This window comes from Marinobacter sp. CHS3-4 (genome assembly GCF_030053415.1).
Lineage (GTDB): Bacteria > Pseudomonadota > Gammaproteobacteria > Pseudomonadales > Oleiphilaceae > Marinobacter.
The window spans coordinates 1,054,344-1,080,764 of the sequence record NZ_JASGBJ010000002.1 but is presented as its reverse complement, the minus strand read 5'-3'; the positions used below and the strand labels follow the sequence as shown (position 1 = coordinate 1,080,764).

Sequence of the window (26,421 nt, the reverse complement as noted above, 5' to 3'; positions counted from 1 at the left end):
GCTTAACGGGAGTCCGGAATGCACAAGATCAATCCCTTCCGCCAGTCTGGTATTTTGCTGGCCCTCGTTTTTTTCATGGCTGCCCAGACCGCCTCGGCACGAAATCTGCCTGATTTCACTGAATTGGTTGAAGACAATTCCGATGCGGTGGTCAACATCAGTACCAGTACTGAGCGCAAAGCTGCCGGTGCGCATGGTAGCCCGTTTAATGAGCGGCAGTTCGAGCAACTGCCGGAGTTTTTCCAGGACTTTTTCCGAGGGCCGCAATCACCGTTTGGCGGTGGGGGGCCCGGTCGCCAGGAGCCTCGACAGTCCATGGGGTCTGGGTTCATCGTTTCCAGAGATGGTTATGTTCTGACCAACAACCACGTGGTTGAAGGCGCTGACGAAATCATTGTTCGTTTAAACGATCGCCGTGAGCTTCCCGCTCGACTGGTCGGTACTGACCCTCGTTCTGACATGGCCGTCCTGAAAATCGAGGATGGTGATGACCTGCCGGTGGTAAAGATCGGCCGTTCGAAAGACCTTAAAGTGGGCGAATGGGTGCTGGCGATTGGTTCGCCATTTGGTTTTGACTACACGGTAACGGCGGGCATTGTCAGTGCCCTTGGTCGATCGCTGCCGTCAGAGAACTATGTACCGTTTATCCAGACGGATGTCGCCATTAACCCCGGCAACTCGGGTGGGCCCCTGTTCAATCTGGACGGAGAAGTCATCGGCATAAACTCGCAGATCTATACCCGTTCCGGCGGTTTCATGGGCGTGTCTTTTGCCATTCCCATCGACGACGCCATGAATGTGTTTCGTCAGCTGAGGGACGACGGATCGGTGTCCCGTGGCTGGTTGGGTGTGCTGATCCAGGAAGTGAACCGCGACCTGGCCGAATCCTTTGGCCTTGAGCGTCCTCGCGGGGCGCTGGTGGCCGAAGTAATGTCCGATTCGCCTGCACAGGAAGCAGGGCTGCAAGCCGGTGATATTGTCTTGGCGTATGACGGCGACGAAGTCGAGCTGTCTTCTGATTTGCCGCCTATGGTCGGACGCACCCCGGTCGGTGAGACCGCTTCTCTGCGAGTGATGCGCGGCGGCGATGTGATTTCGGTTGATGTCGAGATTGGACGCTTGCCGGAAGAAGGCCAGGCCCGCGCACGGGCGCCTGCAAATGGCAATAGTGATCCGTCGTCGGCGCCACTGGGTTTGACCATTGAGCCGCTGCCTGCCGAGCTCGCGGATTCCTGGAACCTGTCCTCAGGTGGGGTTCTGGTGACCAATGTGGCGGGTGGTGCAGCCCGCGACGCGGGTATCCGTCCCGATGATGTGATTACAGAGATCAATCGTCGCAAGGTGAGTTCGGTGGAGGATTTCCGCGAGGCCGTGGACTCATTGCCGGATGGCAATGCGGTTTCTGTTCGGGTGGTTCGTCAAGGCAGGGCTATCTATCTGGTGATGAAGCCTTAACATCCTCTCAGAAACACTGGAACACCAGTGTCTTCTTCACAAGCCCTCAGGGTCGTCGTGGTAAACGACAGCTCTGGGGGCTTTTGTTATACTGCTCAGATTACAAGATCAGGTTCAGGGAACGGACACAGCAGTCATGATGAACAGAAAGGATTTGCCTCTGCGGACACTTCTCAGGCCCCGTTATTCTTGGGTTGCCTGGCTGCTTTTGATTGCCGCTCTGATCATCACTCTCATGCTGTGGGAGCTGTCCATCCGCCTGGTCGAAGATCGTACCGAAGCCCGTTTTAAAAACCAGTCACTCCAACTTAAAACTGCGATCGATGAGCGCCTCCTGAATTATGAGCAGGTGCTGGCCGGCAGTGCTGGCCTGTTTGCTGTTGCGGGTGAAGTCAGCCGTGATGAATGGCAGGAATACATCGCGAAGGTTGATATCAATCGCTACTATCCGGGCATTCAGGGCATTGGCTATGTCAAAAGGGTGGGCGTGCGGCAAATGGCAGATCACATTGCCTCCACCCGCCGTGATGGCATTCTGAATTATCTGGTCACCCCTCTTGGAAGCGGCCCAGATTACTACCCCATGGTGTACCTGGAGCCAGGCACTGATCGCAATCGGAAAGCCCTGGGATACGATCCTTTTAGCGATCCAGTCCATCGCACTGCCATGGTCGCCGCCAGAAACAGCGCCCAACCCAAGGTGACCGGTAAGGTCGTGCTGGTTCAGGAAGAGGTTGCTGAAGATCAGGCCAGTTTCCTGATGTACTATCCCGTTTATCAAGGCGGTGTCGTGCCGGAAAGCCGGATTGAGCGCCAGATGACGCTTTCCGGTTATGTTTTCAGTGCGTTTCGAATGAACACCCTGCTGGACGGTATCGTGGGCCTGATTTCACCCTTCCTGGATGTGAAGATCTACGACGACGGCGAGATATCCAGGGATGCTCTGATGTACGGCTCGAATCTTGGCTCGCTGGATGAACAATTCAGCTTTGAAATGAGTCAGACCATTTCCCACGGTGGCCGCGACTGGTTACTGTTAACGCGTTCAACGCCAGCCTTTGACTTCCTGGCTGCCGATCCGCGCCCGCCTATTGTTCTGGGGTCCGGCATTGTGATCAGCCTGTTGCTGTTTGCTTTTGCTCTTACTCTGACGCGCGGACGAATTATGGCCCAGACCAGCGCCGGCCGTTACCGAGCGATCACCGAGGGGGCCGCAAGCGTGACTCTGGTGCTCGATAAACACGGCTTGCCCCAGTATGCCAGCCCCTCGAGCCGGGATATTCTCGGATTTGATCACGAGCGAGTTGGCGAGCTAGAGCTCAAGCCGCATGTGCACGAAGATGACTGGCCATCCCTGAAAGCCTGTTTCCAGGAAGCCAAGCAACTGCCAGGAAAGCAATTGCCATCGATACAGATCCGGGTGCGTGATGCATCCGGCAATTGGCATCACATGGAGGGCACCTTTACCTCCATGCTGAAAGTGCCGGGTGTGCGAGGCGTCGTGCTGAGCCTGCGCGATCTGACGCAGTTGAAAGCGGCGGAAACAGAGCTTCATCGTCTGGCGTTTTATGACCCGCTTACCGGCCTTGCCAACCGCCAGCTATTCCGGGACCGCCTCAATCATGTGGTGCATCGCACCAAGCGCAACCAGGAATCAGCTGCGCTGATGTTTCTCGACCTTGATGGGTTCAAGCGTATCAATGACACCCTGGGCCACGATGCTGGCGACGAACTTCTGAAGCAGGTGGCCCAATGGTTGTTGGGTTGCGTGAGGGAAGATGATTCGGTCGCCCGGCTGGGTGGTGACGAATTTGTGGTTCTGTTATCGCGGATCAGTAACCCGGATGCAGCAGGAAAAGTAGCAGAAACCATACTGCGCAGACTTTGCCAGCGAGTGCGGCTGAATGATCATGAAGTGGGTGTGACTGTCAGTATCGGGATCACCATGATTCCCGATGACAGTGAGGACACCGGTACTTTGATGAAGTACGCAGATCTGGCCATGTATCGGGCCAAGGAGATGGGTCGCAATGCCTATCAGTTCTTCACCCCAGCCATGAATGCACAGGCCGCAAGGCGTCTGATTCAGCAGGAAGAACTGGCGACGGCACTGGATGAAGACCGTTTCGTGCTCCATTACCAGCCGAAGGTTCAGCTTGAAACCCAGCGGGTTATTGGTGTGGAAGCCTTTTTGCGCTGGCATCACCCTGAAAAGGGATTGATGAATGCTCAGCAGTTCATCAATCTGGCCGAGGAAACCGGGCTGATTATCCGGTTGGGAGAGCTGGCTCTACGGCAGGCCTGTATTCAGGTCCAGGCTCTTGAGCGTGCAGGCTTTGAGTCACTGCGAATGGCCGTCAACATGTCGGTTCGACAGTTGATGGACGCTGGATTCCTGGACATGGTTCGGCAAGTCATTACAGAAACGGGTGTCTCTCCGGAGCAGCTGGAGCTGGAAATGCCGGCAGAGCTGTTGAATGAAGATGAGCGGCAGGTTCATGATTTGTTGGTGTCCCTGCACGATATGGGTGTGTGCCTGATACTGGACGATTTCGGTACCGGTGCGTGTTCCCTGGTGTCTTTGCAACAACTGCCTCTGGATGTGATCAAGATCGACCATCGCTTCATTCGGGACATTCCCTACAACGTGAGTTCAACGGACGTTGCCTCTGCGGTCATCGCGCTGGCTCGCAAACTGCACCTGACGGTTGTCGCCGAAGGCGTCGAGACACCGCAGCAGCTGGAGTTCCTCCACAGTGCCGGTTGCGCCCAGTGTCAGGGTAATCTGTTCAGTTATCCATTGGACGAAGATGCACTCATTGGCTTCCTGATCAGGCAGTACGAAAGCCCGCTTATTTCCTGATCATAGCAATACGGCCCTTATACCGGTAAAATCACGCCGTTGTTGGCCCTCCTGGCCCAATCCTTCGTTCTATTTTGAGTAGCCTTTGTCTGTGACTGAACTGAGCCGAATTCGTAACTTCTCGATCATTGCCCACATTGACCACGGAAAATCCACGCTGGCCGACCGGTTTATCCAGATCTGCGGTGGATTGACCGATCGTGAAATGGCGGAGCAGGTCCTTGATTCCATGGACCTGGAGCGGGAACGTGGCATCACCATCAAGGCCCAGAGCGTGACGCTGCGATACACCGCAAAAGACGGGCATGAGTACAAGCTCAATTTCATCGACACCCCGGGTCACGTGGACTTTTCCTACGAAGTGTCGCGCTCATTGTACGCCTGCGAGGGCGCGCTGCTGGTGGTGGACGCTGGTCAGGGCGTGGAAGCCCAATCGGTGGCCAACTGTTACACCGCCATCGAGCAGGGGCTGGAAGTGGTGCCCGTACTGAACAAGATGGACCTGCCCCAGGCCGAGCCGGATCGGGTGGCTCAGGAAATCGAAGACATCATTGGTATCGAAGCGACGGATGCTGTGCGATGCAGCGCCAAGAGCGGCATGGGCGTGGAAGATGTTCTGGAAGATCTGATTCGCCGTATTCCACCGCCCAAGGGCGAGGTGGATGCCCCCCTTCAGTGCCTGATCATTGACTCCTGGTTCGACAATTATCTCGGGGTGGTGTCGCTGGTCCGGGTAACTCAGGGCACGCTAAAGAAGGGCGACAAAATCGTTATCAAGTCGACCCAGAAAGGCTGGCAGGCGGACAAGGTCGGCATTTTCACGCCTAAGCCCACAGAAACCGGCGAACTGCATGCCGGCGAAGTGGGCTTCGTCATTGCTGGCATCAAGGATATTCATGGCGCGCCAGTGGGTGACACCATCGTGCAGCAGAAAGATTGGGAAACCATTCCCCGGCTTCCCGGCTTCAAGAAGGTCAAGCCGCAGGTCTACGCGGGCCTGTTCCCGGTCAGCTCTGACGATTACAACGATTTCCGGGATGCGCTGGACAAGCTGACCCTCAACGATGCCTCATTGTTCTTTGAACCCGAGAGTTCGGACGCCCTGGGCTTTGGTTTCCGGTGCGGTTTCCTGGGCATGTTGCACATGGAAATCATCCAGGAACGCCTGGAGCGGGAATACGATATTGACCTGATCACCACGGCGCCGACGGTAATTTATGAGGTGGTGACCAAACAGGGTGAGACGCTCTCGGTAGACAATCCTTCCAGTCTGCCGGATATTGGCTCTATTGAGGAAATGCGAGAGCCCATTGTTGAAGCCAACATCCTGGTACCCCAGGAACATCTGGGCAACGTCATTGCCCTGTGTGAAGAAAAGCGTGGTGTGCAGAAGAACATGCACTTCCTGTCGACGCAGGTACAGGTCACCTATGAGCTCCCGATGGCGGAGGTCGTTCTGGATTTCTTTGACCGTATCAAGTCGGCCAGCCGTGGCTTCGCATCCCTCGACTATCACTTCGTGCGGTTCCAGACTGCCAACCTGGTGCGTCTGGATGTGCTGATTAACGGCGAACGGGTGGATGCCCTCGCGTTGATCGTTCACAAGGAGCAGTCTCATCATCGTGGCCGCGCGCTGATCGACAAGATGAAAGAGCTGATTCCGCGCCAGATGTTCGACATTGCCATTCAGGCCGCCATTGGCAATCAGGTGGTCGCCCGCGTGACGGTGAAGGCGCTGCGCAAAAACGTGACCGCCAAGTGTTACGGCGGCGACGTCAGCCGTAAGAAAAAGCTGCTGCAGAAGCAGAAGGAAGGTAAAAAGCGCATGAAGCAGTTGGGTAATGTTGAAGTGCCGCAGGAAGCGTTCCTTGCCGTACTGAAAGTGGATAACTAAAAGGCCTCTGAATGGACATCAATTTTCCGCTGGTACTGGTTGTTCTGACGTTCGGTACCGGCTTGATCTGGCTGCTGGATATTCTGGTGCTTCGCAAGCGGCGACAGCCTGCCGCCGATAACGACGCAAATGCAGCCAGCGGAGTCTCTGAAGATGCTAAAGACGAGGGCGACACAAAAGAGCCTTACCTAGTTGAGCTAAGCCGTTCGTTTTTCCCGGTACTGGCCATCGTTCTGGTGTTGCGTTCGTTCCTGGTAGAGCCATTCCAGATCCCCTCCGGCTCCATGCTGCCCACGCTGGAAGTCGGCGATTTCATTCTGGTAAACAAATACGCTTACGGCCTTCGCTTACCGGTGGCCGGCACCAAAATCCTTGAGGTGGACGATCCACAGCGGGGAGATGTAATGGTGTTCCGCTTTCCCGAAGATGGCAGCACGAATTACATCAAGCGTGTGGTTGGTGTGCCCGGCGACCGTATTCGCTATCAGGATCATCAGCTCTATCTGAACGGTGAGCCGGTTGATTCAACCTTTGTCGCCCGGCTGCCTCCGGTGGAAATGCTGCGGGAGCAAATTGGCGACGTTGAGCACCTGATCTTCCACACCATGGGCCGCACGGGCAACAATGGAGAAGGTGAATGGGTTGTTGGTGAAGATGAATATTTCGTGATGGGCGACAACCGTGACAACAGCAACGACAGTCGCTACTGGGGCATGGTGCCGGACGAGATGGTGGTGGGTAGGGCGTTTGCCATCTGGATGCACTGGAAATCGCTCACCAGTCTGCCATCCTTTGACCGAGTAGGCAGCATCGATTAACTGTGGTGACTTTCAAGGGTGTACCGAACATGAAGCAAAACAGCCTTTCTTCCATGACCAGACAAACGGGTGCATCAGCGCTGACGATCATGATCATGGTTCTGTTTTTTGGTGGCCTGCTGACGCTGGGTATCAAATTGGGCCCGGCCTATGTCGACGACAAAACCATCAGCGAAGCCGTGGCCAGCATCGATGGAACAGAGGGGCTTTCCAACATGGGGCCTGCGCAGATTCGGTCGCTGATCAATAAGCGCCTGATCGTGAATAACGTGCGCAGCCTGAAAGCGGAAGATATCACTGTTGAGAAGAGCGGCAATACTGCCCTGATTAAAGTGGAATATGAGGTGCGCAATAATCTGTTTCGTAATGTCGACACCATAATCCACTTCAAGCACGAGTATGAGATGACTGGCAAGTGAGTCCCCAACCCGATCTTGATCAGCTTCAGCAGCGACTTGGATACCACTTTAATGTACCGGAGCGCCTGCTGCTGGCGCTGACCCACCGCAGTTACGGTAACCAGAACAACGAGCGTCTGGAGTTTCTTGGCGACTCGATCGTGAATATGGTTATCGCCGATTATTTGTACAAGCACTTCGAGAAAGCCCGTGAAGGGCAGCTAAGCCGTCTTCGTGCCAGAATGGTTAAGGGCGTGACTCTCGCTGAAATTGGGCGCGAGTTTGAATTGGGCAAATATCTCAGGCTCGGCTCCGGTGAGCTGAAAAGTGGCGGATTCCGCCGCGATTCCATTCTGGCAGATGCCGTGGAATCGGTGATCGGGGCGATCTATCTGGACAGCGACCTGGACACCTGCCGCGAGCAGATTTTGCGTTGGTTTGATGCTCGGTTGAAAAAACTCGATCTGCAGGATACTCAGAAGGATCCCAAAACCCGGCTGCAGGAATATCTGCAGTCCCGTCAGTTCCCACTGCCGCTTTACGACGTCATCTCGGTAGATGGTGAAGCCCATGCGCAAACGTTTCACGTGTCGTGCGCATTGCCCTCTCTTGACCGTAAAACGTCCGGAATTGGCAGCAGCCGGCGCATCGCCGAACAGCAAGCGGCTCGCAACGCCCTGAAAGAACTGGGCGTGGAGACAGAGTGAAGGACAAATCAATGAATGACATCACTCGTCCGGAAAACCCGGACAGCCGATGCGGCTTTGTGGCCATCGTCGGCCGCCCGAATGTGGGCAAGTCAACGCTGTTGAATCACATCCTCGGCCAGAAGCTCAGCATTACGTCGCGCAAGCCTCAGACGACCCGGCATCAGGTGCTCGGGATAAAGACCGTCGGGCTTTCCCAGGCCATCTATGTCGACACGCCTGGTATGCACGAGGAAGAGCCTCGCGCGCTCAACCGCTACATGAACAAAGCGGCGTCCTCAGCGCTCAAAGGCGTCGACGTGGTTGTATTTGTAGTGGATCAGATGGCCTGGACCACTGCCGACGAAATGGTTCTGGAGAAACTCAGCAGCCTGACCTGTCCGGTCATTCTGGCGGTGAACAAAGTTGACCGGATCGAGAATCGAGAGGCCCTGCTGCCGCATCTGGAAATGCTGTCCCGCAAACGCGATTTCGCCGAGATCATTCCTTTGTCTGCGTTGAAAGAGATGAATCTGGCTCCGTTGGAAGAAGCCGTCGCAGGCTTCTTGCCGGAAAGCGTCCATTTCTATCCGGATGATCAGATTACGGATCGCAGTGAGCGCTTTATGGCGTCGGAAATGGTCCGGGAGAAAATCACTCGGCAATTGGGCGCAGAATTGCCCTATTCCGTGGCAGTTGAGATTGAAGAGTTCAAGCAGGACGGAAAGACTCTGCACATATCCGCGTTGATCCTGGTTGAACGTGAGGGCCAGAAGAAGATCATCATCGGCGACAAAGGCGAGCGATTACGACGCATTGGCCAGGAAGCCCGCGTGGATATGGAACGGCTGTTTGATAGCAAAGTGATGCTTCGCCTTTGGGTCAAGGTAAAACGCGGTTGGGCCGACAGTGACCGGGCGCTGAAGAGTCTGGGCATGAACGACTTTTAGTGGAATAACTATGAAGGGGCGAGAGCAACAGGAACCCGCTTATGTTCTCCATCGCAGGCCCTACCGCGAAACCAGCCTCATGGTAGATCTGTTCACTCTGAACTCTGGTCGCGTCACGGTCGTTGCCCGTGGCGCGAATTCTGCCAAAAGCCCGCTCAAGGCCCAGCTTCAACCGTTTCAACCGCTGATTCTGGACTGGACCGGGCGGGGAGAGTTGAAAACCCTGACCCAGACCGATGTGCGACCCGGCCCCTCTCTGACGAAAACACGGGCCCTGTATAGTGGGCTATACGTTAATGAACTGCTTCAGCGCACCCTGCCGCTGGCAGACCCGAACCCCCGTCTCTTCGCCGCTTATATCGATCTTCTTCAGGAACTGTCTGAGGCTTCCGATGTAGAACCAGTCCTGCGCCGTTTTGAAAAGGCTTTTGCCGCTGAGTTGGGCTACAGCTTTTCCTGGAACCAGACCACCGATACCGGTGAACCGGTTGTGGCAGACAGGCAGTATTATTACGATCCGGGGCAGGGGATACTGGCCAATGGTTCAGAGACGGCGAGACTGCAGGGCCTTTCAGGCCAGACCCTGATCGCGCTCGCTGAGGGAGATCTGGAATCCGCAGAGTGTCGCCGCGTTGCGAAACGTGTTACCCGGGTTCTTGTCGATTTTCTATTACAGGGTCGTGAATTGAACAGCCGCCGCTTATTTACCAGCCACCGAGGAAACTGACATGACTGCACATTCAAACCGCTCCCGAGTGCTGCTCGGTGTCAATATCGATCACGTAGCCACGCTTCGTCAGGCCCGCGGTACCCGTTATCCCGATCCGGTTCAGGCAGCGTTGATGGCTGAGGAGGCTGGGGCGGATGGAATAACGATTCATCCGCGAGAAGATCGTCGTCACATTCAGGACAGGGACGTATTTCTGCTCAAAGAAACCCTGAATACGAAAATGAATCTGGAGATGGCCGTCACCGATGCCATGGTGTTTTTTGCCGAGCAGGTGCGCCCGGAATGCGTATGCCTGGTGCCCGAAAAACGTGAGGAACTGACCACCGAAGGTGGGCTGGACGTTGACGGTCAGGAAGCCAGAGTGGCGAAAGCCTGTGAAAGACTGGCGCGAATCGGTGCCGAAGTGTCCCTGTTCATAGATCCTGATGCCGCCCAGATTGACGCGGCGGTCCGATGTGGCGCCCCGGTCGTTGAGCTTCATACAGGTGAGTATGCCGATGCAGGCTCACCCGAAGCAGAGAAAGAAGCCTTCGACCGAATTGCCAGAGCGGTGGATTACGCTCGTAAAAAAGGACTGGTAGTGAATGCGGGGCATGGCCTGCATTATCACAATACCGAACAGGTGGCGGCCATTCCGGGTATTAACGAGCTGAACATTGGTCACGCCATTGTGGCGCGGGCGGTTTTTGTCGGTTTGAAAGAAGCCGTCAGAGATATGAAAGAGATTCTCTACCGCGCAAGCCGCTGATCTTTCGGGCGTCAGTTGGCGGTTTCTTCCGCCGACTGGCCACGGAATAAGGGTTGCCAGTCAGTCTGCTCGCTCCAGATCAGCAAGCGTTCCATCGCTGCCAGCAGCTGATCTTTCTGATATTCCTGATCTGCCGATGCCTTTTTCAGGGCCGTTTCGAACTGGTTGGCAGCCGCACGAAGCTCTGGCACTCCGCAGTAGCGGGTGGCGCCGTGGAGCTTGTGAACACACTCTAGCAATTCCGCCTGATCACCCTGAGACCAGAGGTTCTCTATTCGGCGCATATCGGTACTCAACTGCTCGACCAGCATGCTGAACAGCTCTTCCGCCAGATCTGCTTTTCCAGCCGCAAGTTGAATGCTCTCAGTCACGCTGACGCAGTCTTTGTGCTTTGTTCTGGTTGAAGGGCGCACGGTTCGGCGGGGCTCTGACTGGTCGGGCAGTGCGGTTGTTCGACTGCGTTCTTCCGGCTGACAGGCGAAGCCGGTGTATTGTTGTATGGTCTGTTCCAACTGAGTGTTGCTGATGGGTTTGGGGAGATAACCATCGAATCCCTGTCGGGTCAGGCGCTCCTGTTCGTCGGCCAGGGCATGGGCAGTCAGTGCGATAACGGGGGTGCGATGATTGTTTCCGTCAACTTCCCGTAGCCGTTCTGTCGTTTCTACGCCATCCATACCTGGCATCTGAAGGTCCATGAATACCAGGTCAAAAGGTTTCTGACGCGCTTTACTCAGGGCTTCAAATCCGCTGCTGGCACTTTCGGCCTCGACTTTGCAGTCGGTCAGCAGCGTCATGACCAGTTTGAGGTTTGCCTCGTTGTCGTCAACTGCCAGAATTCTGGGGGCCTGGGTGGAGCGAACGGATTGCGATGGCTCATAGCCAAAGTCGGTCAGGGCTGGTTCATTTTGCGTGATGCCATGAATCAGCAGTAACAACTCGTTGTAAAGTGAATCACGACAGATCGGTTTCGTGAGGTGGCCACTCGAAGCGCCGGACAGAGGCGTATCATGCGCTTCCAGGGTTGGCGTCAGCAGCAGGGTACGACAGTCGCGCTCCAGTTCCAGGGAGCGCACCATGTTGCAGTACTGGCTGGAATTCAACAGATGACGAGTGATCCCTATAATGGCCAGCGCATAGCCCGCCTGTTCTTTTTGGGCTTCCTCTACCTGTTCCTGCAGTGCACCAGGGGAAGAGACGCGGTCAACAGTGACACCCCAGCCGCGCAAAAGGTTTTCAACCGCCAGACCGGTGGTTTTCTGGTGCTCTAGATAGATGACCCGTTCTCCGCGCAGAGAGTCTCTGGGGTCGCCAGGCTCGCCAGACGACAGTTCGGCGTTGAGCGTGAACCAGAACGTGGAGCCTTTGCCGAGTTCGCTTTCAAGACCAATCGCGCCGCCCATCTCCTCGACAAGGCGCTTCGAAATCGCCAGTCCGAGGCCTGTGCCGCCGTACTGTCGGGCGGTTGATGCGTCCGCCTGGCTGAAGGCGTTAAACAGTGATTGCTGTTGAGCGCGGGATAGCCCAACGCCGGAATCTGAAATGCTCAGGCGCAGCGTTATTCGGTTGGACTCTGGCGCTTCGGCCTCCAGGCTGGCGCGGAGCACGACTTCACCGGTCTGGGTGAACTTGATGGCATTGTTAACGAGATTGGTAATGACCTGTTTTACCCGCAACGGGTCGCCCATCATGTTATCCGGTACATCGTCATACACCAGCGGTACCAGATCCAGGTTCTTGCTGTGGGCAGCCGGTGCCAGCATTACCATGACTTCTTCGACAATATCCCGCAGCTGGAACGGGATGCGGTCAAGAATCAGCTTGCCGGCTTCAATCTTGGAGAAATCCAGAATGTCGTTGATGATGGTCAGCAAGATTTCAGACGACTTTCGGATGGTACTCAGGTGGTCGCGCTGTTGGCGAGGCAGCCGGCTTTTCAACAGAAGATCTGTGAAGCCTATGATGCCGTTCAGTGGAGTGCGAATTTCATGGGACATGTTGGCCAGAAATTCGGATTTAATCCGGCTGGCTTCCAGGGCTTCCTTGCGAGCAAAATCCAGCTCGATGTTCTGAATTTCAATGGTTTCCAGCGTTTCCCGCAGGTCTTCGGTGGCCTGGTCAATGTTCTGCTGCATTTCAGCCTGGGCCGTACTGAGCTCACTGGCCATGTCGTTCAGGCCGGATTCCAGCTGTTCGAATTCAGGCCCAGCGCGAGTATATACGCGGGTGTCCAGTTTGCCTTCTTTTAACCTTGCCACGGCCGAATTCAGGGTGAATATCGGGTCGGTAAAGGCACGGCTCAGTCGCAACGCAATGGCCAGGCTGAGGAGAACGCCTCCGAGAACCAGCAGCATCGAGATCAACAACGCCTTGTAGGTCTCTTTCTCAGTGCGAATATGAGACATTTCGACCATCACCCAGCCGATTGGCTTCTGGCCCTGGCCAACGGACTGTCGGGCTTCCGGGTCCAGCAGGCCTTCAATCATCAGATCCTGGAGGTGAACGGGTGTGGCGAAAACGGTGCTGTTTGGCCTGGCAATCTGTGCCGGTTCCTGGTTTGACAGTGCCTGTTCCCTGACGTCATCCGAGCGGCCGGGACCAGTGTGAAGCAGGCGCTTGCCTTCACTGTCAAAAAAAGTAATGGAACGGACGTCCTGTTCTTCCAGCAGCGCGTTGGAGAGGCTGCTTAACAGGCTTCGGTTGGCCGTGAACAGACCATATTCGGCGCCAGCTGACAGCTGACGAGAGAGAGATTTGCCACGATCCTGCAGCAAGCTTTCAATGTTATTGACCCAGCTGTAGGTAAAAAACATACCCAGCATCAGCGTGGTCAAAAGTGTGGGGACAAGTGTCACCACCAATACTTTCTTGCGAATGCCCCAGCGTCGCATAGTGTTTTCCCGATTCTCCGGCTGCCCTATCCAGCCGCACTTCCCTGTCAGAATAGCTGATTCCAGTTGGCATGATGGTGTTGGTTTTCGCTGTTATAGCCCCAAGTCATGGATATAGCGAGAACCTGTATTGGGCGACCGCCGCCATTGCGCGTATCATGCGAGGCCGAAGTGTATCACAGGCTAAGAGTGCGGATGCGAAGACGGCAGACCGGCACCGGATGATTGAGAGAAGGTAGCAGCATGCAGTTTCCGACCATCGAAGACTATGTGGGCCATACGCCCCTGGTTCGCCTGCAGAGGCTGCCGGGCGACACCAGTAACGTGATCCTGGCGAAACTGGAAGGTAATAACCCGGCAGGATCTGTGAAAGACCGCCCCGCGATGAGCATGATTCAGGAAGCCGAGCGTCGGGGTGAGATCAGTCCCGGCGATACATTGATTGAGGCCACCAGCGGAAATACCGGTATTGCCCTGGCTATGGCGGCGGCGATCAAAGGTTATCGGATGGTTCTGATCATGCCGGAGAACCTGAGTGAAGAACGCAGGGCTTCCATGCGTGCGTATGGCGCAGAAATCGTATCCGTCACCAAAGAAGAGGGTATGGAGCATGCGCGTGATCTGGCCTTGCAGATGCAGTCTGAGGGCAAAGGCAGGGTGCTGGATCAATTTGCCAACCCTGACAACCCGCTTGCTCATTACCGCACCACTGGGCCTGAGATCTGGGAGCAGACCGCCGGCAGAGTCACCCATTTTGTCAGCTCCATGGGCACCACCGGAACGATCATGGGTGTTTCCCAGTACCTGAAAGAGCGCAATCCCGACATCCGCATTATTGGTCTGCAGCCGAAAGATGGTGCATCTATTCCGGGTATACGCCGTTGGCCCGAGGCCTATCTGCCCAAAATTTTTGATGCGGCCCGGGTGGACGAAATCCTCGATGTTGGCCAGGAAGAAGCTGAAGTCACCATGCGCGCTCTGGCGGAAAAAGAGGGTATTTTCTGCGGTGTCTCATCCGGGGGTTCCATCGCGGCGGCGCTGAAGCTGTCAAAACAGGTCGAAAACGCGGTGATCGTTGCCATCATTTGTGACCGCGGCGACCGTTACCTGTCCACCGGCGTTTTTCCGGGCGCCTGATTCCACGCAAGAGAGCAATGAATGAGTAGACGACGCAGGAAGCAGCTTCCACAGGAGCCTGTCCGTTGCACGATTGAAACCCTCAGTCATGATGGCCGCGGCATAGCGCGCGATAACGGTAAAACCCAGTTTGTGGACGGCGCTCTACCGGGCGAAACCGTAATGGCCAAAATGATCGGCTCCCGCAGCAAATTTGATGAGCTGCGGACCCTGGAGGTTCTGGAGGCCGCCGAGGATCGCATGACGCCACCTTGTGATTTTGCCGATCTGTGCGGTGGCTGCAGTCTTCAGCACATGGATGGCGATGCGCAGATTCGGTTCAAAGAGCAGACGTTGAAAGAGCACTTTGCCCATTTTGGGGGCATTGAGCCTGAAGAGTGGGTGTCGCCAATGCGCTCTGAGCCCCTGGGTTACCGGCGCAAGGCGAGGCTTGGCGTCAAGCATGTGCCTGCCCGTGACTCTGTACTGGTGGGGTTTCGTGAGAAGCGAAACAGCTTTCTGACCGATATTGACCGCTGTGTCGTTCTGGATCCAAGAATTGGAGAGCGTATTACGCCGCTTCGCGAGCTTCTGTACGGTCTGGATGCTTACCGGCGTATTCCCCAGGTGGAAGTGGCCTGCGGGGACGATGTCGCGGTGATGGTCTTCCGTAATATGGACGATTTGAGTGATGGGGATCGACAAGCGCTGATTGAGTTTGGGCAGGCCCATGAATTGCATATTTACCTGCAACCGAAAGGACCGGATACCGTACACAGGATCTGGCCAGAGGGCGATGGGCCGGAGCGATTGAAATATCAGTTGGAGGAGTTCGGCCTCACGCTGTCTTTTCACCCCATGGATTTCACTCAGGTCAATGCAGAATTGAATCGCAATATGGTGCATCGAGCCATTGATTGGCTGGACGTGCAGCCAGGTGAGCGGGTGCTGGATCTTTTTTGTGGGCTCGGCAATTTCACCCTTCCCCTGGCGACCAGAGCGGGCCAGGTTGTGGGTGTTGAAGGTGACGAGTCGATGGTGGTCCGGGGCCGGGAAAATGCGGATCTGAATCAGTTGTCGAATGTGGCGTTCCATGGTGCCGACCTTCACGCAGATTTCACCAGCCAGTCCTGGGCCGGGGAAGGCTTCGACAAAATTCTGATTGATCCGCCAAGATCAGGTGCCCAGGAAGTCTGCGAGTATCTGACGGCATTTGGTGCAAAGCGGGTGGTCTATGTGTCATGCAACCCTGCAACCCTGGCCAGGGATGCCGGTGTGATGGTTCGCAATGGCTACCGCCTTGTACGGGCAGGGGTTATGGATATGTTTCCTCACACGACACACGTGGAGTCCATGGCGCTTTTCGAGCGTGACCGCTGAATCGAGCGCAAACAGCTAGAACAAGAACACTATGGTAAAAGTCCGAGAAGAGTACACCGAAACCGGGGACGGTAAAGTTGATATCGAGCGCTGGGTTCGCCAGATCGAGTCGCAGACCCGGCTGGAGAACCCGGATCAGTTCCGTCGGGCGTGCGAGGTGGCTGCCGCCATTGATCTCAAAGCTGCCCGTGAGGACCGGCTCTGGGCGCCCGGAACCAGCAGCTTCCGAACCGGTATTGAAATGGCCCAGGTGCTGGTGGAGCTGCATCTGGATCAGGCCAGCCTTGTGGCGGCGATTCTTTATCGTGCGGTCCGTGAAGAACAGATACCCCTGGAAGAGATCCGTAACGAATTCGGCGATGAAGTTGCCGGATTGATCTCCGGTGTCCTCCAGATGGCCGCCATTTCCTCCATCCATCACCCATTAAAAGGGAACGTGCTGGGTCAAACGGAAGGCCAGCTGGATAACGTCCGAAAAATGCTGGTGACCATGATCGACGATGTTCGCGTCGCGCTCATCAAGCTGGCGGAGCGTACCTCGGCCATTCGGGCCGTCAAAAACGCGCCGGAAGAAAAGCGCATGCGTGTGGCCCGGGAAGTGTTCGATATCTACGCGCCACTGGCTCACCGGTTGGGTATCGGCCACATCAAGTGGGAGTTGGAAGACCTTTCCTTCCGTTATCTTCACGGTACTGCCTACAAAAAAATCGCCAAACTCCTTGATGAAAAGCGCCTGGACCGGGAAGGCTACATCAAGCGGGTGATCACAGAGCTTCAGGAATCCCTGAGTGCCTCGGGGATCAATGCTGATATTTCCGGACGCGCCAAACACATCTACAGCATCTGGCGGAAAATGCGGCGCAAGGGTATTGATTTTTCTCAGGTTTACGATGTACGTGCGGTCAGGGTTCTGGTTCCAGAAGTACGTGACTGCTACGCCGCACTCGGCATCGTTCATACCCTGTGGCGTCATATTCCCAACGAATTTGATGACTACATCGCCAACCCGAAGGAGAACGGGTACCAGTCTCTGCACACCGCAGTGATCGGCCCGGAAGGTAAGGTGATGGAGGTGCAGATCCGCACACGTGCCATGCACGAGGAGGCGGAGCTCGGTGTATGCGCCCACTGGCTCTACAAGGGCATGGACAAGGGAAATCGCTCGGTCGGCTACGACGCCAAGATCAACTGGTTGCGCCAGGTTCTGGAATGGCAGGAAGAATTGGGCGACATTTCCGGCCTGGCAGATCATCTCAAGTCAGATGTGGGCTCGGATCGGGTTTATGTGTTTACCCCCGAGGGACACGTAGTGGATCTGCCTCAGGGGGCAACGCCCGTGGACTTCGCCTATCGCGTTCATACGGAGATAGGGCATGCCTGTCGGGGAGCCAAGGTTAACAATCGGATTGTTCCTCTGACTTACCCGCTGAAAACCGGCGATCAGATCTCCATTCTGACCTCCAACAACCAGGCGCCCAGCCGGGATTGGTTGAACCCGAGCCTGGGTTATATCCAGACCTCCCGCGCCCGTGCCAAGGTGACACACTGGTTCAAACAACAGAACCGGGAACAGAATGTCATCGACGGTCGTGCCATTCTGGAAGACGATTTCAAGCGATTGTCACTTTACGATCTGGATCTGGACGAGCTGGCCCGTAAGGTGAATTGTCCTTCGGCTGAAGACATGTTTGCGGCCATTGGCGCTGGTGATTTGCGGCCGACCCACGTTGCCAACGTGGCTCAGCAAATGCTGGAGCCGAAGTCGGAACAGTTGGACCTGAAACTGACGTCCAAGCCCCGGAAACCCTACGACACCGAGTCTGATATTCAGATTCTGGGTGTTGGCAAGCTGAAAACCCAGGTGGCGAAATGCTGTAAGCCGCTGCCGGGTGACCCCATCGGAGGCTATATCACTGTGGGGCGCGGTGTCACTGTGCACCGACAGGATTGCATCACCTTTCTCAATCTCAAAGAATTTGAGCCCAACCGTATTATCGAAGTGAGTTGGGGAGGGCAGCCCGTTGCGGTGTATCCGGTAGATATCGAGATTGAAGCCTACGACCGTTCTGGACTGCTGCGTGACATCACCCAGGTGTTGTCGTCGTCCAAAAGTGACGTGCTTGCCATGAACACCATTACCAACAAAGACGAAAATACGGCGACCATGACGGTGACGCTGGAGATTTCCAGCCTGGAGCAGCTTGCGCGGTTGCTGGCACAGATTCGTAACCTGCCCAATATCATTGATGTACGGCGGAGGCGTTCATGAGTTATACCGTCGAGGATCTGAAAACGTTGATGGCACGATTGAGAGACCCGGAAACCGGTTGTCCGTGGGATACGCGTCAGACTTTCAGATCCATCGTCCCTCATACCCTGGAGGAAGCTTACGAAGTGGCGGACGCCATTGATCGTGAGGATTATCCCCATCTGGAGGACGAGCTTGGTGACCTGTTATTCCAGGTCATCTTCTACAGTCAGATGGGCGGAGAGCAGGATCATTTCGATTTCGATTCTGTCGTGGACAACCTGGTCAGGAAGCTCATCCGCCGGCACCCCCATGTGTTTCCAGACGGCACTCTCGATAGCCGTATTGATCCGGATAATCGGCCAGACGAGGCCTGGATCAAGGCCAGTTGGGAGCGCATCAAGGCCGAAGAGCGGGCGCTGAAGCCTGAACCTGAATCGGACGCCAGTCGCTTGAGTGGCGTGGCCCGAACGCTCCCCGCGATGGTGCGTGCTGAGAAACTTCAGCGCAGGGCGGCCACTCATGGTTTCGACTGGCCGGACATCGAACCGGTGTTCGACAAACTTCATGAAGAAATCGATGAGCTCAAGGAAGCCTGGTATAACGCGGCTTCCCGAACGGGGCCAGCGGATGCAGTCGAAGACGAACTGGGAGATCTTTTGTTTGTCTGCGTGAATCTGGCACGCTTCATGAAGGTGAATCCGGAACAGGCGCTCAACGGTACGAATCATAAGTTTGAAACGCGTTTTCGAGCAATTGAGCAACGTCTGGAACGTGAGGGTCGTGAATTCGAGAAGGAATCTCTGAAGGCGCTGGATGCCGTCTGGCAGGCGGTGAAGGGAGTCGAAAAAGCGGATAAAACATAACGGATAAGTACAATCCGTTACCAATATACCAGCGCCCGACACGGCCGCTTCGTCTACACTTCGGGTATTGGATGCACTGTCGTAGTGCGCCAATCGGCGACCAAGAAGAAGCAGGAGTGACGGCAACATGAAAATTAAAGATCTGGTCAATTACTGGGACAAGCATGCGCGCGGACGTCTGACCCGCGATGCATACTATGCCAATCTGTCTGACCAGCATCGCAAGCGGCTTGAAAAGCTGGCTGCGCTCTATCCAATGAAGTCTACCCAGGATCTGATGCGTGACCTGATATCAGCCGCGCTGGACGAACTGGAAACCAGTTTCCCGTACGTTCAGGGCTCCAAGGTAGTCGCATTTGATGAAGATGGCTTTGAAATATACGAAGACAGCGGCATGACACCGCGCTTTATCAGCCTGAGTCAAAAGCACATTCAGGAGCTCAAAGCTCGCCAGCTTGAATCGGTAGCCTGACCCGACAGTGCCGATTTCTCGCCTGAAAAGGCGACATGCTGCAACTTCTTGCGGGGTGGTGTGCCACCCCGAAACTAGAGCCCCTCGCCTTATTTTTCTTTATTTTCCAGCTTGTCTTTCAGCGGGCTTAGCCTGACCAGGTCATCCAGCGCCGCCCCAATCATGTCGTTCAGAATATCGGTCTCGGACCGATCCGGGTAGAGCTCCGCCAATGCGGCAATCCGGGCAGCGTCTTCCAATGGCAGTCTCAAATTATAATCGTGACTGCGTTCAACCGTTTCTTTTGTGCCTTCCCAGTGTTTGGGCAGATCGGTTACTTTCATGAATACTCCTTGCGGCCAAAGGCGTTAATCGTTATTAGTATCCTTAGTTTACTTCGCTTACGTCAATTTAAAAGGACGCTATTGTGACTGAGCTGCATCCCGATCTGAGAGAAAATGTTCGAATGCTGGGGGAGCTTCTTGGCCAGAGCATCCAGCATCATCCGGGTCAGGACTGTTACGAACTTATTGAACAAGTGCGTGCGGCCGCCAAAGCAGACCGTCGGCAGGAAAGCGGGTCCGGCCAGCGGCTGGTCAACCTGCTGGGTAAACTGAGCGATGACGAGCTTCTTCCCGTCACCCGGGCCTTTAACCAGTTTCTGAATCTCGCCAATCTTGCCGAGCAGTATCACAGTATCCGCCGCAAACGAGGCCACGAATCGGATCTGATGGTGGAATCCCTCAGTGAGGTATTTCAACGACTGATCAGTGGCGGAGTCAGCAGCGACGATCTGCACGAAAAAGTTTGTGACCTGCGCATCGAGTACGTGCTGACGGCTCACCCTACCGAAGTGGCCCGCCGCACACTGATCATGAAGTACGACGAGATGTCGGACTGCCTGGCCAAGTTGGACCATGATGATCTGCTGGACTCTGAGCGCGAAGAGATCATCCATCGTCTGGCCCAATTGGTCAGCGAAGCATGGCACACCGATGAAATTCGCCACGAGCGACCCACGGCCGTTGATGAAGCCAAGTGGGGCTTTGCAGTGATAGAGAACAGCCTTTGGACGGCGCTGCCCAAGTTCCTTCGAAGTCTGGACACTGCGCTGACCGACGCCACGGGTGAAGGGTTGCCGCTGCAGGCTTCGCCCATTCGAATTGCCTCGTGGATGGGGGGCGACCGCGACGGGAATCCCAACGTTACCCATGAAGTGACTCGCGAAGTGTTTCTACTGGGGCGGTGGATGGCCGCAGACCTTTACCTCAGGGATATCCAGTCTCTGCGCGCTGAGCTCTCCATGTGGCAGGCGAACGATGAGTTGAGGGCAGTGGTCGGCGATGCTCGCGAGCCATACCGCCAGGTGTTGGCCGAACTCAGGGAAAAGCTGATCAGAACCCGGAGCTGGGCAGAAGCCAGGATTGCCGGAAAGCCGGCTGACTCAGAGGGCATTCTGTTTGAAAACAGTGACTTCACCGACCCGCTGGAGCTGTGCTACCGCTCTCTGATTGATTGTGGTCTGGAGAACATTGCAAACGGCCCATTGCTGGATACCCTTCGTCGGGCTCATACCTTTGGTTTGCCCCTGATTCGGCTGGATATTCGTCAAGAGGCCACGCGCCATGCAGGTGCGGTGGCCGAGATGGTTGAGTACCTTGGCTTTGGTGATTACCTGTCGTGGACAGAAGAGGAGCGCCAGGCGTTTCTGGTCAAGGAACTCCGGGGCAGGCGCCCGCTGGTCCCCAGGAATTGGGCACCGTCCGATGAGGTGCGGGAGGTCCTGGCAACCTGTGAAGTGGTGGCGCAGCAAACTCCAGAAGCGCTTGGCTCCTACGTTATATCCATGGCCAGCAAACCGTCTGATGTACTAAGCGTGATCCTTCTTCTGCGTGAGGCTGGAATGACACATCCCATGCGGGTTGTGCCACTCTTTGAGACGTTGGACGACCTCCGCGGCGCCCCGGACAGCATGGCGGCCCTTTTTGAAGTGGACTGGTATCGCGAGTACTGCAACGGCCGACAGGAAGTCATGATCGGCTACTCGGATTCCTCTAAAGATGCCGGGCAGATGATGGCCGCCTGGGCTCAATATCAGGCCCAGGAGAAGCTCACCGAAGTGGCCGGCCAGTTTGATGTTCACCTCACGCTTTTTCATGGCCGTGGCGGCACAGTCGGCCGCGGCGGTGGGCCTGCCAACCGGGCAATTCTGTCTCAGCCACCTGGTTCGGTGAATGGCAGTTTCAGGATTACCGAACAGGGCGAAATGATCCGTTTCAAATTTGGCCTGCCCAGGCTCGCCGTGCAGAGTCTGACTCTTTACACAACGGCGGTGATAGAAGCGACCCTCGCGCCGCCGCGGGCGCCGGACCCCGAATGGCGGGAGGCAATGGACTGGCTGACCGAGCGGTCGTTGAAAGCCTATCGTTCGGTGGTTCGTGACAATCCCGATTTCGTACCCTACTTTCGCCAGGTAACGCCCGAGCAGGCTCTTGGCAAACTGGCGCTGGGCAGCCGTCCTGCGCGCCGCAAGCCTGGAGGAGGGGTGGAAAGCCTGAGGGCGATCCCCTGGATTTTTGCCTGGACCCAGATGCGGATGATGCTGCCCAGTTGGCTGGGTAGCGACGTGGCGCTGAAAGAAGCTTTTGAAAACGATCGCGTACCCGTGCTTCGCGACATGATGCGGGAATGGCCTTTTTTCAAAACTTACATCGACATGCTGGAAATGGTGCTGGCAAAGGCCGACCTACAAATAGCCAGCCATTATGAAAAGACCCTGACAGACGATCCGCGCCTGCTTGAGCTGGGGGCGGATCTTAAGGCCCGGCTTGGCGGTTGCATTGAGCACCTGCTGGAACTGAAGCAGCAGACCCATCTGCTTGAAAAAGAGCCGGTGTTTGCCCAGTCCATGCAGGTACGTAATCCCTACACCGATCCGCTACACTACCTTCAGGCAGAGTTGCTAAAGCGCGATCGTGAAAGTGAGGACAAAGGCCAGGTGCCGGAGATGGTAGAGCGCGCCCTCAAGGTTACCATGGCCGGCATAGCGGCCGGCATGAGAAACACCGGCTAACGGAATAGACAACAATAAATCTGGCTGAACGGGAGATCATCCTTGCCGATTGCACCAAGACTCGAGCGTTTTTTAAGTCGCAAAGGGATCGCTTTCCGTGAAATGGCGATTGAGCCCGCGCAGAACTTTGAGGCAGCGGTAACCACATCCGGTCGGCCGCAGGCGGACTTTCTCCGTGCCAGCCTGTTGATCGATATCAACGGTCCGCTCATGGTGGTTCACGGATTCAATACCAGCATCGATCTGGACCTGGTGCATGGTGTGACCGGCCGCAGACTGCAATTTTTGACGGCTCACCAGGCGGCGCGGCTGTTCCCGGATTGCGATCCCGGTTTCATCCCGCCCGTGGGCGCCCCTTTCGATGTGCCAGTTCTGGTAGACAACGACGTTTACAGCTATTCCCGGGCCGTGATGGCTTGCGGCGCAGACGATCTTATGATCGAGCTGGATCGCACGTCGCTGAACAGGGCGTTGGCGGAGGCTGGTTCTGGCCATGTTGTTATTCGCGGGCAAAGCAACGGAGAGCGCGAAGCGCTGACCCTGGAGGAAGTGGCTGACCGATTACAGAAGCTGTATCGGTTACCGCCCATGCCGGCATTGGCATTACGGATACTCAAGCTGACGACCAATCCGGACGCGTCTGCGAAAGAGCTGGCAGACCTGATCGAATTTGATCCCAGCATGACGGCCCAGATAATGCGCTATGCGGGCTCTGCACTGTTTAACTATCAGGGCGAAATCAATTCGGTGCAGGAAGCGGTGACGCGGGTGCTCGGGTTCGATCGTGTGGCTCACATTGCCCTTGGTATTGCCTCCGTGAGGGCCTTCGAGATCCCTCGCAAGGGGATGTTGGGGATGGACGAATTCTGGCGCCACTCACTGTATTGTGCGTTCCTGTGCCAGCGTCTGGCCGGCCGTTGCAATAAAGACGGCGGATTGGCGTATTTGTGTGGGCTTCTGCACAACTTCGGACTGTTATTGATCGGCCACCTGTTTCCTGAAGAATTCGACGAGTTGAATGTACTCAGGGAGTCCAACCCGGAGGCCAGCATGCAATCCCTTGAACAGCAGGTATTTGGTTCCGGCGACCAGGAGCAACTGCTTGCCGTCGGTCATGGCGCAATTGGCGGCATTCTGCACCGGTTATGGGAATTGCCAGACGCGGTGGTCAAGTCGGCCGGTATGCATCAGCATTCTGACTATCACGGTGACCACGAGCACTATGTACTGATGGTGCAGTTGGCCAACGCGTTGCTGAAAGAGCGCCAGATTGGCGACGAATTTAATCCGGACGATCTGGACAGCCTCTCTGAGGGCCTGAGCCTTTCCCCTCAGGATCTGGACAACTTACGGGAAGAGGTTGAGCAGGTTTCCGCAGATCTGGACGCGCTGGCACGTTCCCTGTCATCCTGACGCCTTTGTTGCGTTTGGACATCCGACTCAAGCGTTGCCCGAATGCTACGGAGGTCCACTTTCTCTGGCAGGTGCGAATTCGTATAATGCGTGGCTTTCTCGGCCAGTCCGCCTGTGGTTTGGGGGCGAGAAGCTGTCGCAAAGCCCGAGGGTTTTGCCACAGCTTTTCAGACGATAAAGACTATAACGGGAGCAATACCTATGAGAATCATCATGTTAGGCGCGCCAGGCGCTGGCAAGGGAACCCAGGCCCAGTTCATTACCGAGCGCTTTGACATTCCCCAGATTTCCACCGGTGATATGCTGAGGGCCGCGGTAAAAGCCGAGTCTGAACTTGGCAAGCAGGTCAAAGAAGTGATGGCTACTGGTGGTCTGGTGTCTGATGACATCATTATTGCTCTGATTGAAGAGCGCGTTCAGCAGCCTGATTGTGCCAATGGGTTTTTGCTTGATGGTTTTCCCCGCACTATCCCTCAGGCTGAAGCACTGAAGGACCAGGGCATTGTCATCGATTATGTGGTGGAAATCGCCGTGGATGATGAGGAAATTGTCAGCCGGTTGTCGGGTCGCCGCGTTCACGAGGGCAGCGGTCGCATCTACCATGTGAAATATGATCCGCCCAAGGTTGAGGGCAAGGACGACGAAACCGGTGAGCCGTTGATGCAGCGCGAAGATGACAAGGAGGAAACAGTGCGCAAACGCCTGAAGATCTACCATGAGCAAACTGCGCCGCTGGTTGATTACTATCAGGAATGGGCCGAGAAAGATGCCGCTAGCGCCCCGAAATACGTCCGAGTAGAAGGCGTTGGGAGCCTGGACGATATTCGCGACCAGATCCTGACCAAATTGAAGTAACACCGTGAAGCTGCTCGCTCTCGACACCTCGTCGCAAGGGTGCTCAGCCGCGTTGATTCATGACGATCAGATGACCTCGCGAGCGGAAACCGCACCGCGAGGCCATACCCGCCTACTGATGCCCATGATCCGCGAGTTGCTGAATCAGTCTGGCCTAATGCCGTCGGATCTCGATGCCTTGGCGTTCGCCTGTGGGCCAGGTTCGTTTACCGGGCTGCGAATTGCTACTGGCGTGGTTCAGGGCCTGGCGTATGGGCTGGAACGTCCGGTGGTTCCGATTTCTTCGCTCCAGGCTGTCGCGTTGGAAGCCATTGAGCGCTTTGGAATGCAGGACGGCGATGGTGTTGCTGTTGCTTTTGACGCCCGGATGGGCGAGGTGTATTGGGCCTGTTATGAAACCCAGGGCCAAAAACCGGTTGCACTGACCTCTGAAATCGTCTGTCCTCCTGCTCAGCTTGAGCTCCCCGATACCCAACGAAACTGGTTTGGTGCAGGTAACGGCTGGACGTTGCAAGCCGATTTCCCGGAACAGGTTGTTTCTGCCATGAAGGCTGCTGATCCGGAGCTTTTTCCAGGCGCTGATCGGGTCGCTCAGTTGGCAGTGGATGTGTTCAGACAGACGGGTGGTGTGCCCGCAGCTCAGGCACAGCCCGTCTATATTCGTGACGAAGTCGCCTGGAAAAAACTGCCCGGCCGCTGACCCCCCCACCTATTAACCTACTGACTGGATCTGACGTCCATGGATTTATGGCAAATCATTGTGCTGGCAGTGATTCAGGGCTTGACGGAATTTTTGCCCATCAGCAGCTCGGCCCATCTTATTCTTCCGTCTCAGGTGCTTGGCTGGCCTGATCAGGGGCTTGCCTTCGACGTGGCAGTTCATGTGGGCACGCTGACCGCGGTTGTCTGGTATTTCCGCCAGACGGTCGTGCAATTATCAGGGGCCTGGGTAGTGGACACGGTGCAACGAAGAATAGGTCCGCAAAGCGGTCTGGCCTGGGCGGTGATTGCTGGCACGATTCCCGCGGGTCTTGCTGGCATTCTTCTGAATGATGTGATCGAAACCACCCTTCGGTCGGGCCTGGTTATCGCCACGTCCACCGTTGGGTTTGGCCTGGTTCTCTGGTGGTCCGACGCGGTTGGACGTCGGGAAAGATCCCTTGCAGCCCTGTCCATGAAGGATGCTCTGGTCATCGGTGTGGCTCAGGCGTTGGCATTGATTCCCGGAACTTCCCGGTCTGGCATTACGATCACGGCGGCTCTTTTTCTGGGCTTCAGCCGGGAATCCGCTGCGCGATTTTCCTTTCTGCTATCGATCCCTCTGATTCTCGCTGCCGGCTTGCTGAAAACCCTGGAACTGGTGCAGCAGGGCGGCGCCACGGACTGGGCAGCCATTGCCATCGGCACGGGGCTCTCGTTTGTCAGCGCCCTGGTATGTATCCACCTGTTCCTTACCTTTCTGGAACGCCTTGGCCTGATGCCATTCGTTATCTATCGTCTGGTTCTGGGCGCCTTGCTGTTTGTTATGCTCCTTTAGGCACGACTTTCAAATCCCGCTGAGATCTTCCATAATCAAGAGTCCAGCGGTG

Annotated in this window: 21 protein-coding genes; 19 read left to right on the top strand and 2 right to left on the bottom strand. The window is 55.9% G+C overall.

Annotated elements, in window-relative coordinates; genetic code table 11:
* The first annotated feature begins 75 nt into the window (after nt 1–75).
* The 9 genes from QLQ17_RS12845 to pdxJ all read left to right on the top strand — a co-directional run bounded on the left by QLQ17_RS12845 (nt 76) and on the right by pdxJ (nt 10,542).
* On the top strand, nt 76–1,455 hold the full coding sequence (locus QLQ17_RS12845) for a DegQ family serine endoprotease (protein ID WP_283210167.1): 1,380 nt from the start codon (nt 76–78) through the stop codon (nt 1,453–1,455).
* Nucleotides 1,456–1,591: 136 nt separating this feature from the next.
* A complete protein-coding gene (locus tag QLQ17_RS12840; RefSeq protein WP_283209973.1) occupies nt 1,592–4,318 on the top strand; it encodes a bifunctional diguanylate cyclase/phosphodiesterase in 2,727 nt (908 codons plus the stop codon).
* Between the two features lie 91 nt (nt 4,319–4,409).
* A complete protein-coding gene (lepA, locus tag QLQ17_RS12835; protein WP_283209972.1) occupies nt 4,410–6,212 on the top strand; it encodes a translation elongation factor 4 in 1,803 nt (600 codons plus the stop codon).
* An 11-nt stretch (nt 6,213–6,223) separates the two neighbouring features.
* Nucleotides 6,224–7,030 (top strand): signal peptidase I, encoded by an 807-nt coding sequence (gene lepB, locus QLQ17_RS12830; protein ID WP_283209971.1) that lies wholly within the window; start codon nt 6,224–6,226, stop codon nt 7,028–7,030.
* Between the two features lie 29 nt (nt 7,031–7,059).
* Entirely contained in the window at nt 7,060–7,449 is a 390-nt protein-coding gene (locus QLQ17_RS12825; RefSeq protein WP_283209970.1) for a DUF4845 domain-containing protein, read from the top strand.
* Entirely contained in the window at nt 7,446–8,135 is a 690-nt protein-coding gene (rnc, locus tag QLQ17_RS12820) for a ribonuclease III (protein ID WP_283209969.1), read from the top strand. The genes QLQ17_RS12825 and rnc overlap by 4 nt, the downstream gene beginning before the upstream one ends.
* 11 nt (nt 8,136–8,146) lie before the next feature.
* Nucleotides 8,147–9,064: a GTPase Era gene (era, locus tag QLQ17_RS12815; protein WP_283209968.1), complete on the top strand. Its 918-nt coding sequence runs from the start codon at nt 8,147–8,149 to the stop codon at nt 9,062–9,064.
* Between the two features lie 10 nt (nt 9,065–9,074).
* Entirely contained in the window at nt 9,075–9,791 is a 717-nt protein-coding gene (gene recO / locus QLQ17_RS12810; protein WP_283209967.1) for a DNA repair protein RecO, read from the top strand.
* A gap of 1 nt (nt 9,792) precedes the next feature.
* Nucleotides 9,793–10,542: a pyridoxine 5'-phosphate synthase gene (pdxJ, locus tag QLQ17_RS12805; RefSeq protein WP_283209966.1), complete on the top strand. Its 750-nt coding sequence runs from the start codon at nt 9,793–9,795 to the stop codon at nt 10,540–10,542.
* 11 nt (nt 10,543–10,553) lie between these two features.
* On the opposite strand, the gene QLQ17_RS12800 is transcribed toward pdxJ, so the two are convergent.
* Nucleotides 10,554–13,430 carry an ATP-binding protein gene (locus QLQ17_RS12800; protein ID WP_283209965.1) on the bottom strand — a complete coding sequence of 959 codons (2,877 nt, stop codon included), beginning with the start codon at nt 13,428–13,430 and terminating at the stop codon, nt 10,554–10,556.
* A gap of 243 nt (nt 13,431–13,673) precedes the next feature.
* Here QLQ17_RS12800 and cysM point away from each other — a divergent pair, with 243 nt between their 5' ends.
* From cysM to QLQ17_RS12775, 5 genes are all read left to right on the top strand, one after another.
* The gene (cysM, locus tag QLQ17_RS12795) at nt 13,674–14,567 is read left to right on the top strand and encodes a cysteine synthase CysM (RefSeq protein WP_283209964.1); all 894 of its coding nucleotides are present in this window, start codon (nt 13,674–13,676) and stop codon (nt 14,565–14,567) included.
* Between the two features lie 21 nt (nt 14,568–14,588).
* Nucleotides 14,589–15,926, top strand: coding sequence for a 23S rRNA (uracil(1939)-C(5))-methyltransferase RlmD (gene rlmD, locus QLQ17_RS12790; RefSeq protein ID WP_283209963.1), 1,338 nt, complete (start codon nt 14,589–14,591; stop codon nt 15,924–15,926).
* A gap of 31 nt (nt 15,927–15,957) precedes the next feature.
* Nucleotides 15,958–18,195, top strand: a complete 2,238-nt coding sequence (gene relA / locus QLQ17_RS12785; protein ID WP_283209962.1) for a GTP diphosphokinase — start codon at nt 15,958–15,960, stop codon at nt 18,193–18,195.
* A complete protein-coding gene (gene mazG, locus QLQ17_RS12780; protein WP_283209961.1) occupies nt 18,192–19,040 on the top strand; it encodes a nucleoside triphosphate pyrophosphohydrolase in 849 nt (282 codons plus the stop codon). The genes relA and mazG overlap by 4 nt, the downstream gene beginning before the upstream one ends.
* 127 nt (nt 19,041–19,167) lie before the next feature.
* Nucleotides 19,168–19,512 (top strand): pilin assembly protein, encoded by a 345-nt coding sequence (locus QLQ17_RS12775; protein ID WP_283209960.1) that lies wholly within the window; start codon nt 19,168–19,170, stop codon nt 19,510–19,512.
* Nucleotides 19,513–19,601: 89 nt separating this feature from the next.
* On the opposite strand, the gene QLQ17_RS12770 is transcribed toward QLQ17_RS12775, so the two are convergent.
* Nucleotides 19,602–19,835, bottom strand: a complete 234-nt coding sequence (locus QLQ17_RS12770; protein WP_283209959.1) for a hypothetical protein — start codon at nt 19,833–19,835, stop codon at nt 19,602–19,604.
* 83 nt (nt 19,836–19,918) lie between these two features.
* On the opposite strand from QLQ17_RS12770, the gene ppc reads away from it, so the two are divergent.
* The 5 genes from ppc (at nt 19,919) to QLQ17_RS12745 (ending at nt 26,369) form a co-directional block, all read left to right on the top strand.
* The gene (gene ppc, locus QLQ17_RS12765; RefSeq protein ID WP_283209958.1) at nt 19,919–22,564 is read left to right on the top strand and encodes a phosphoenolpyruvate carboxylase; all 2,646 of its coding nucleotides are present in this window, start codon (nt 19,919–19,921) and stop codon (nt 22,562–22,564) included.
* A 42-nt stretch (nt 22,565–22,606) separates the two neighbouring features.
* Nucleotides 22,607–23,977, top strand: coding sequence for an HDOD domain-containing protein (locus tag QLQ17_RS12760; protein ID WP_283209957.1), 1,371 nt, complete (start codon nt 22,607–22,609; stop codon nt 23,975–23,977).
* Nucleotides 23,978–24,178: 201 nt separating this feature from the next.
* Nucleotides 24,179–24,832, top strand: a complete 654-nt coding sequence (gene adk / locus QLQ17_RS12755) for an adenylate kinase (protein WP_283209956.1) — start codon at nt 24,179–24,181, stop codon at nt 24,830–24,832.
* A gap of 4 nt (nt 24,833–24,836) precedes the next feature.
* A complete protein-coding gene (gene tsaB / locus QLQ17_RS12750; RefSeq protein ID WP_283209955.1) occupies nt 24,837–25,532 on the top strand; it encodes a tRNA (adenosine(37)-N6)-threonylcarbamoyltransferase complex dimerization subunit type 1 TsaB in 696 nt (231 codons plus the stop codon).
* Between the two features lie 39 nt (nt 25,533–25,571).
* Entirely contained in the window at nt 25,572–26,369 is a 798-nt protein-coding gene (locus QLQ17_RS12745; RefSeq protein WP_283209954.1) for an undecaprenyl-diphosphate phosphatase, read from the top strand.
* The last annotated feature ends 52 nt before the right edge of the window (nt 26,370–26,421 follow it).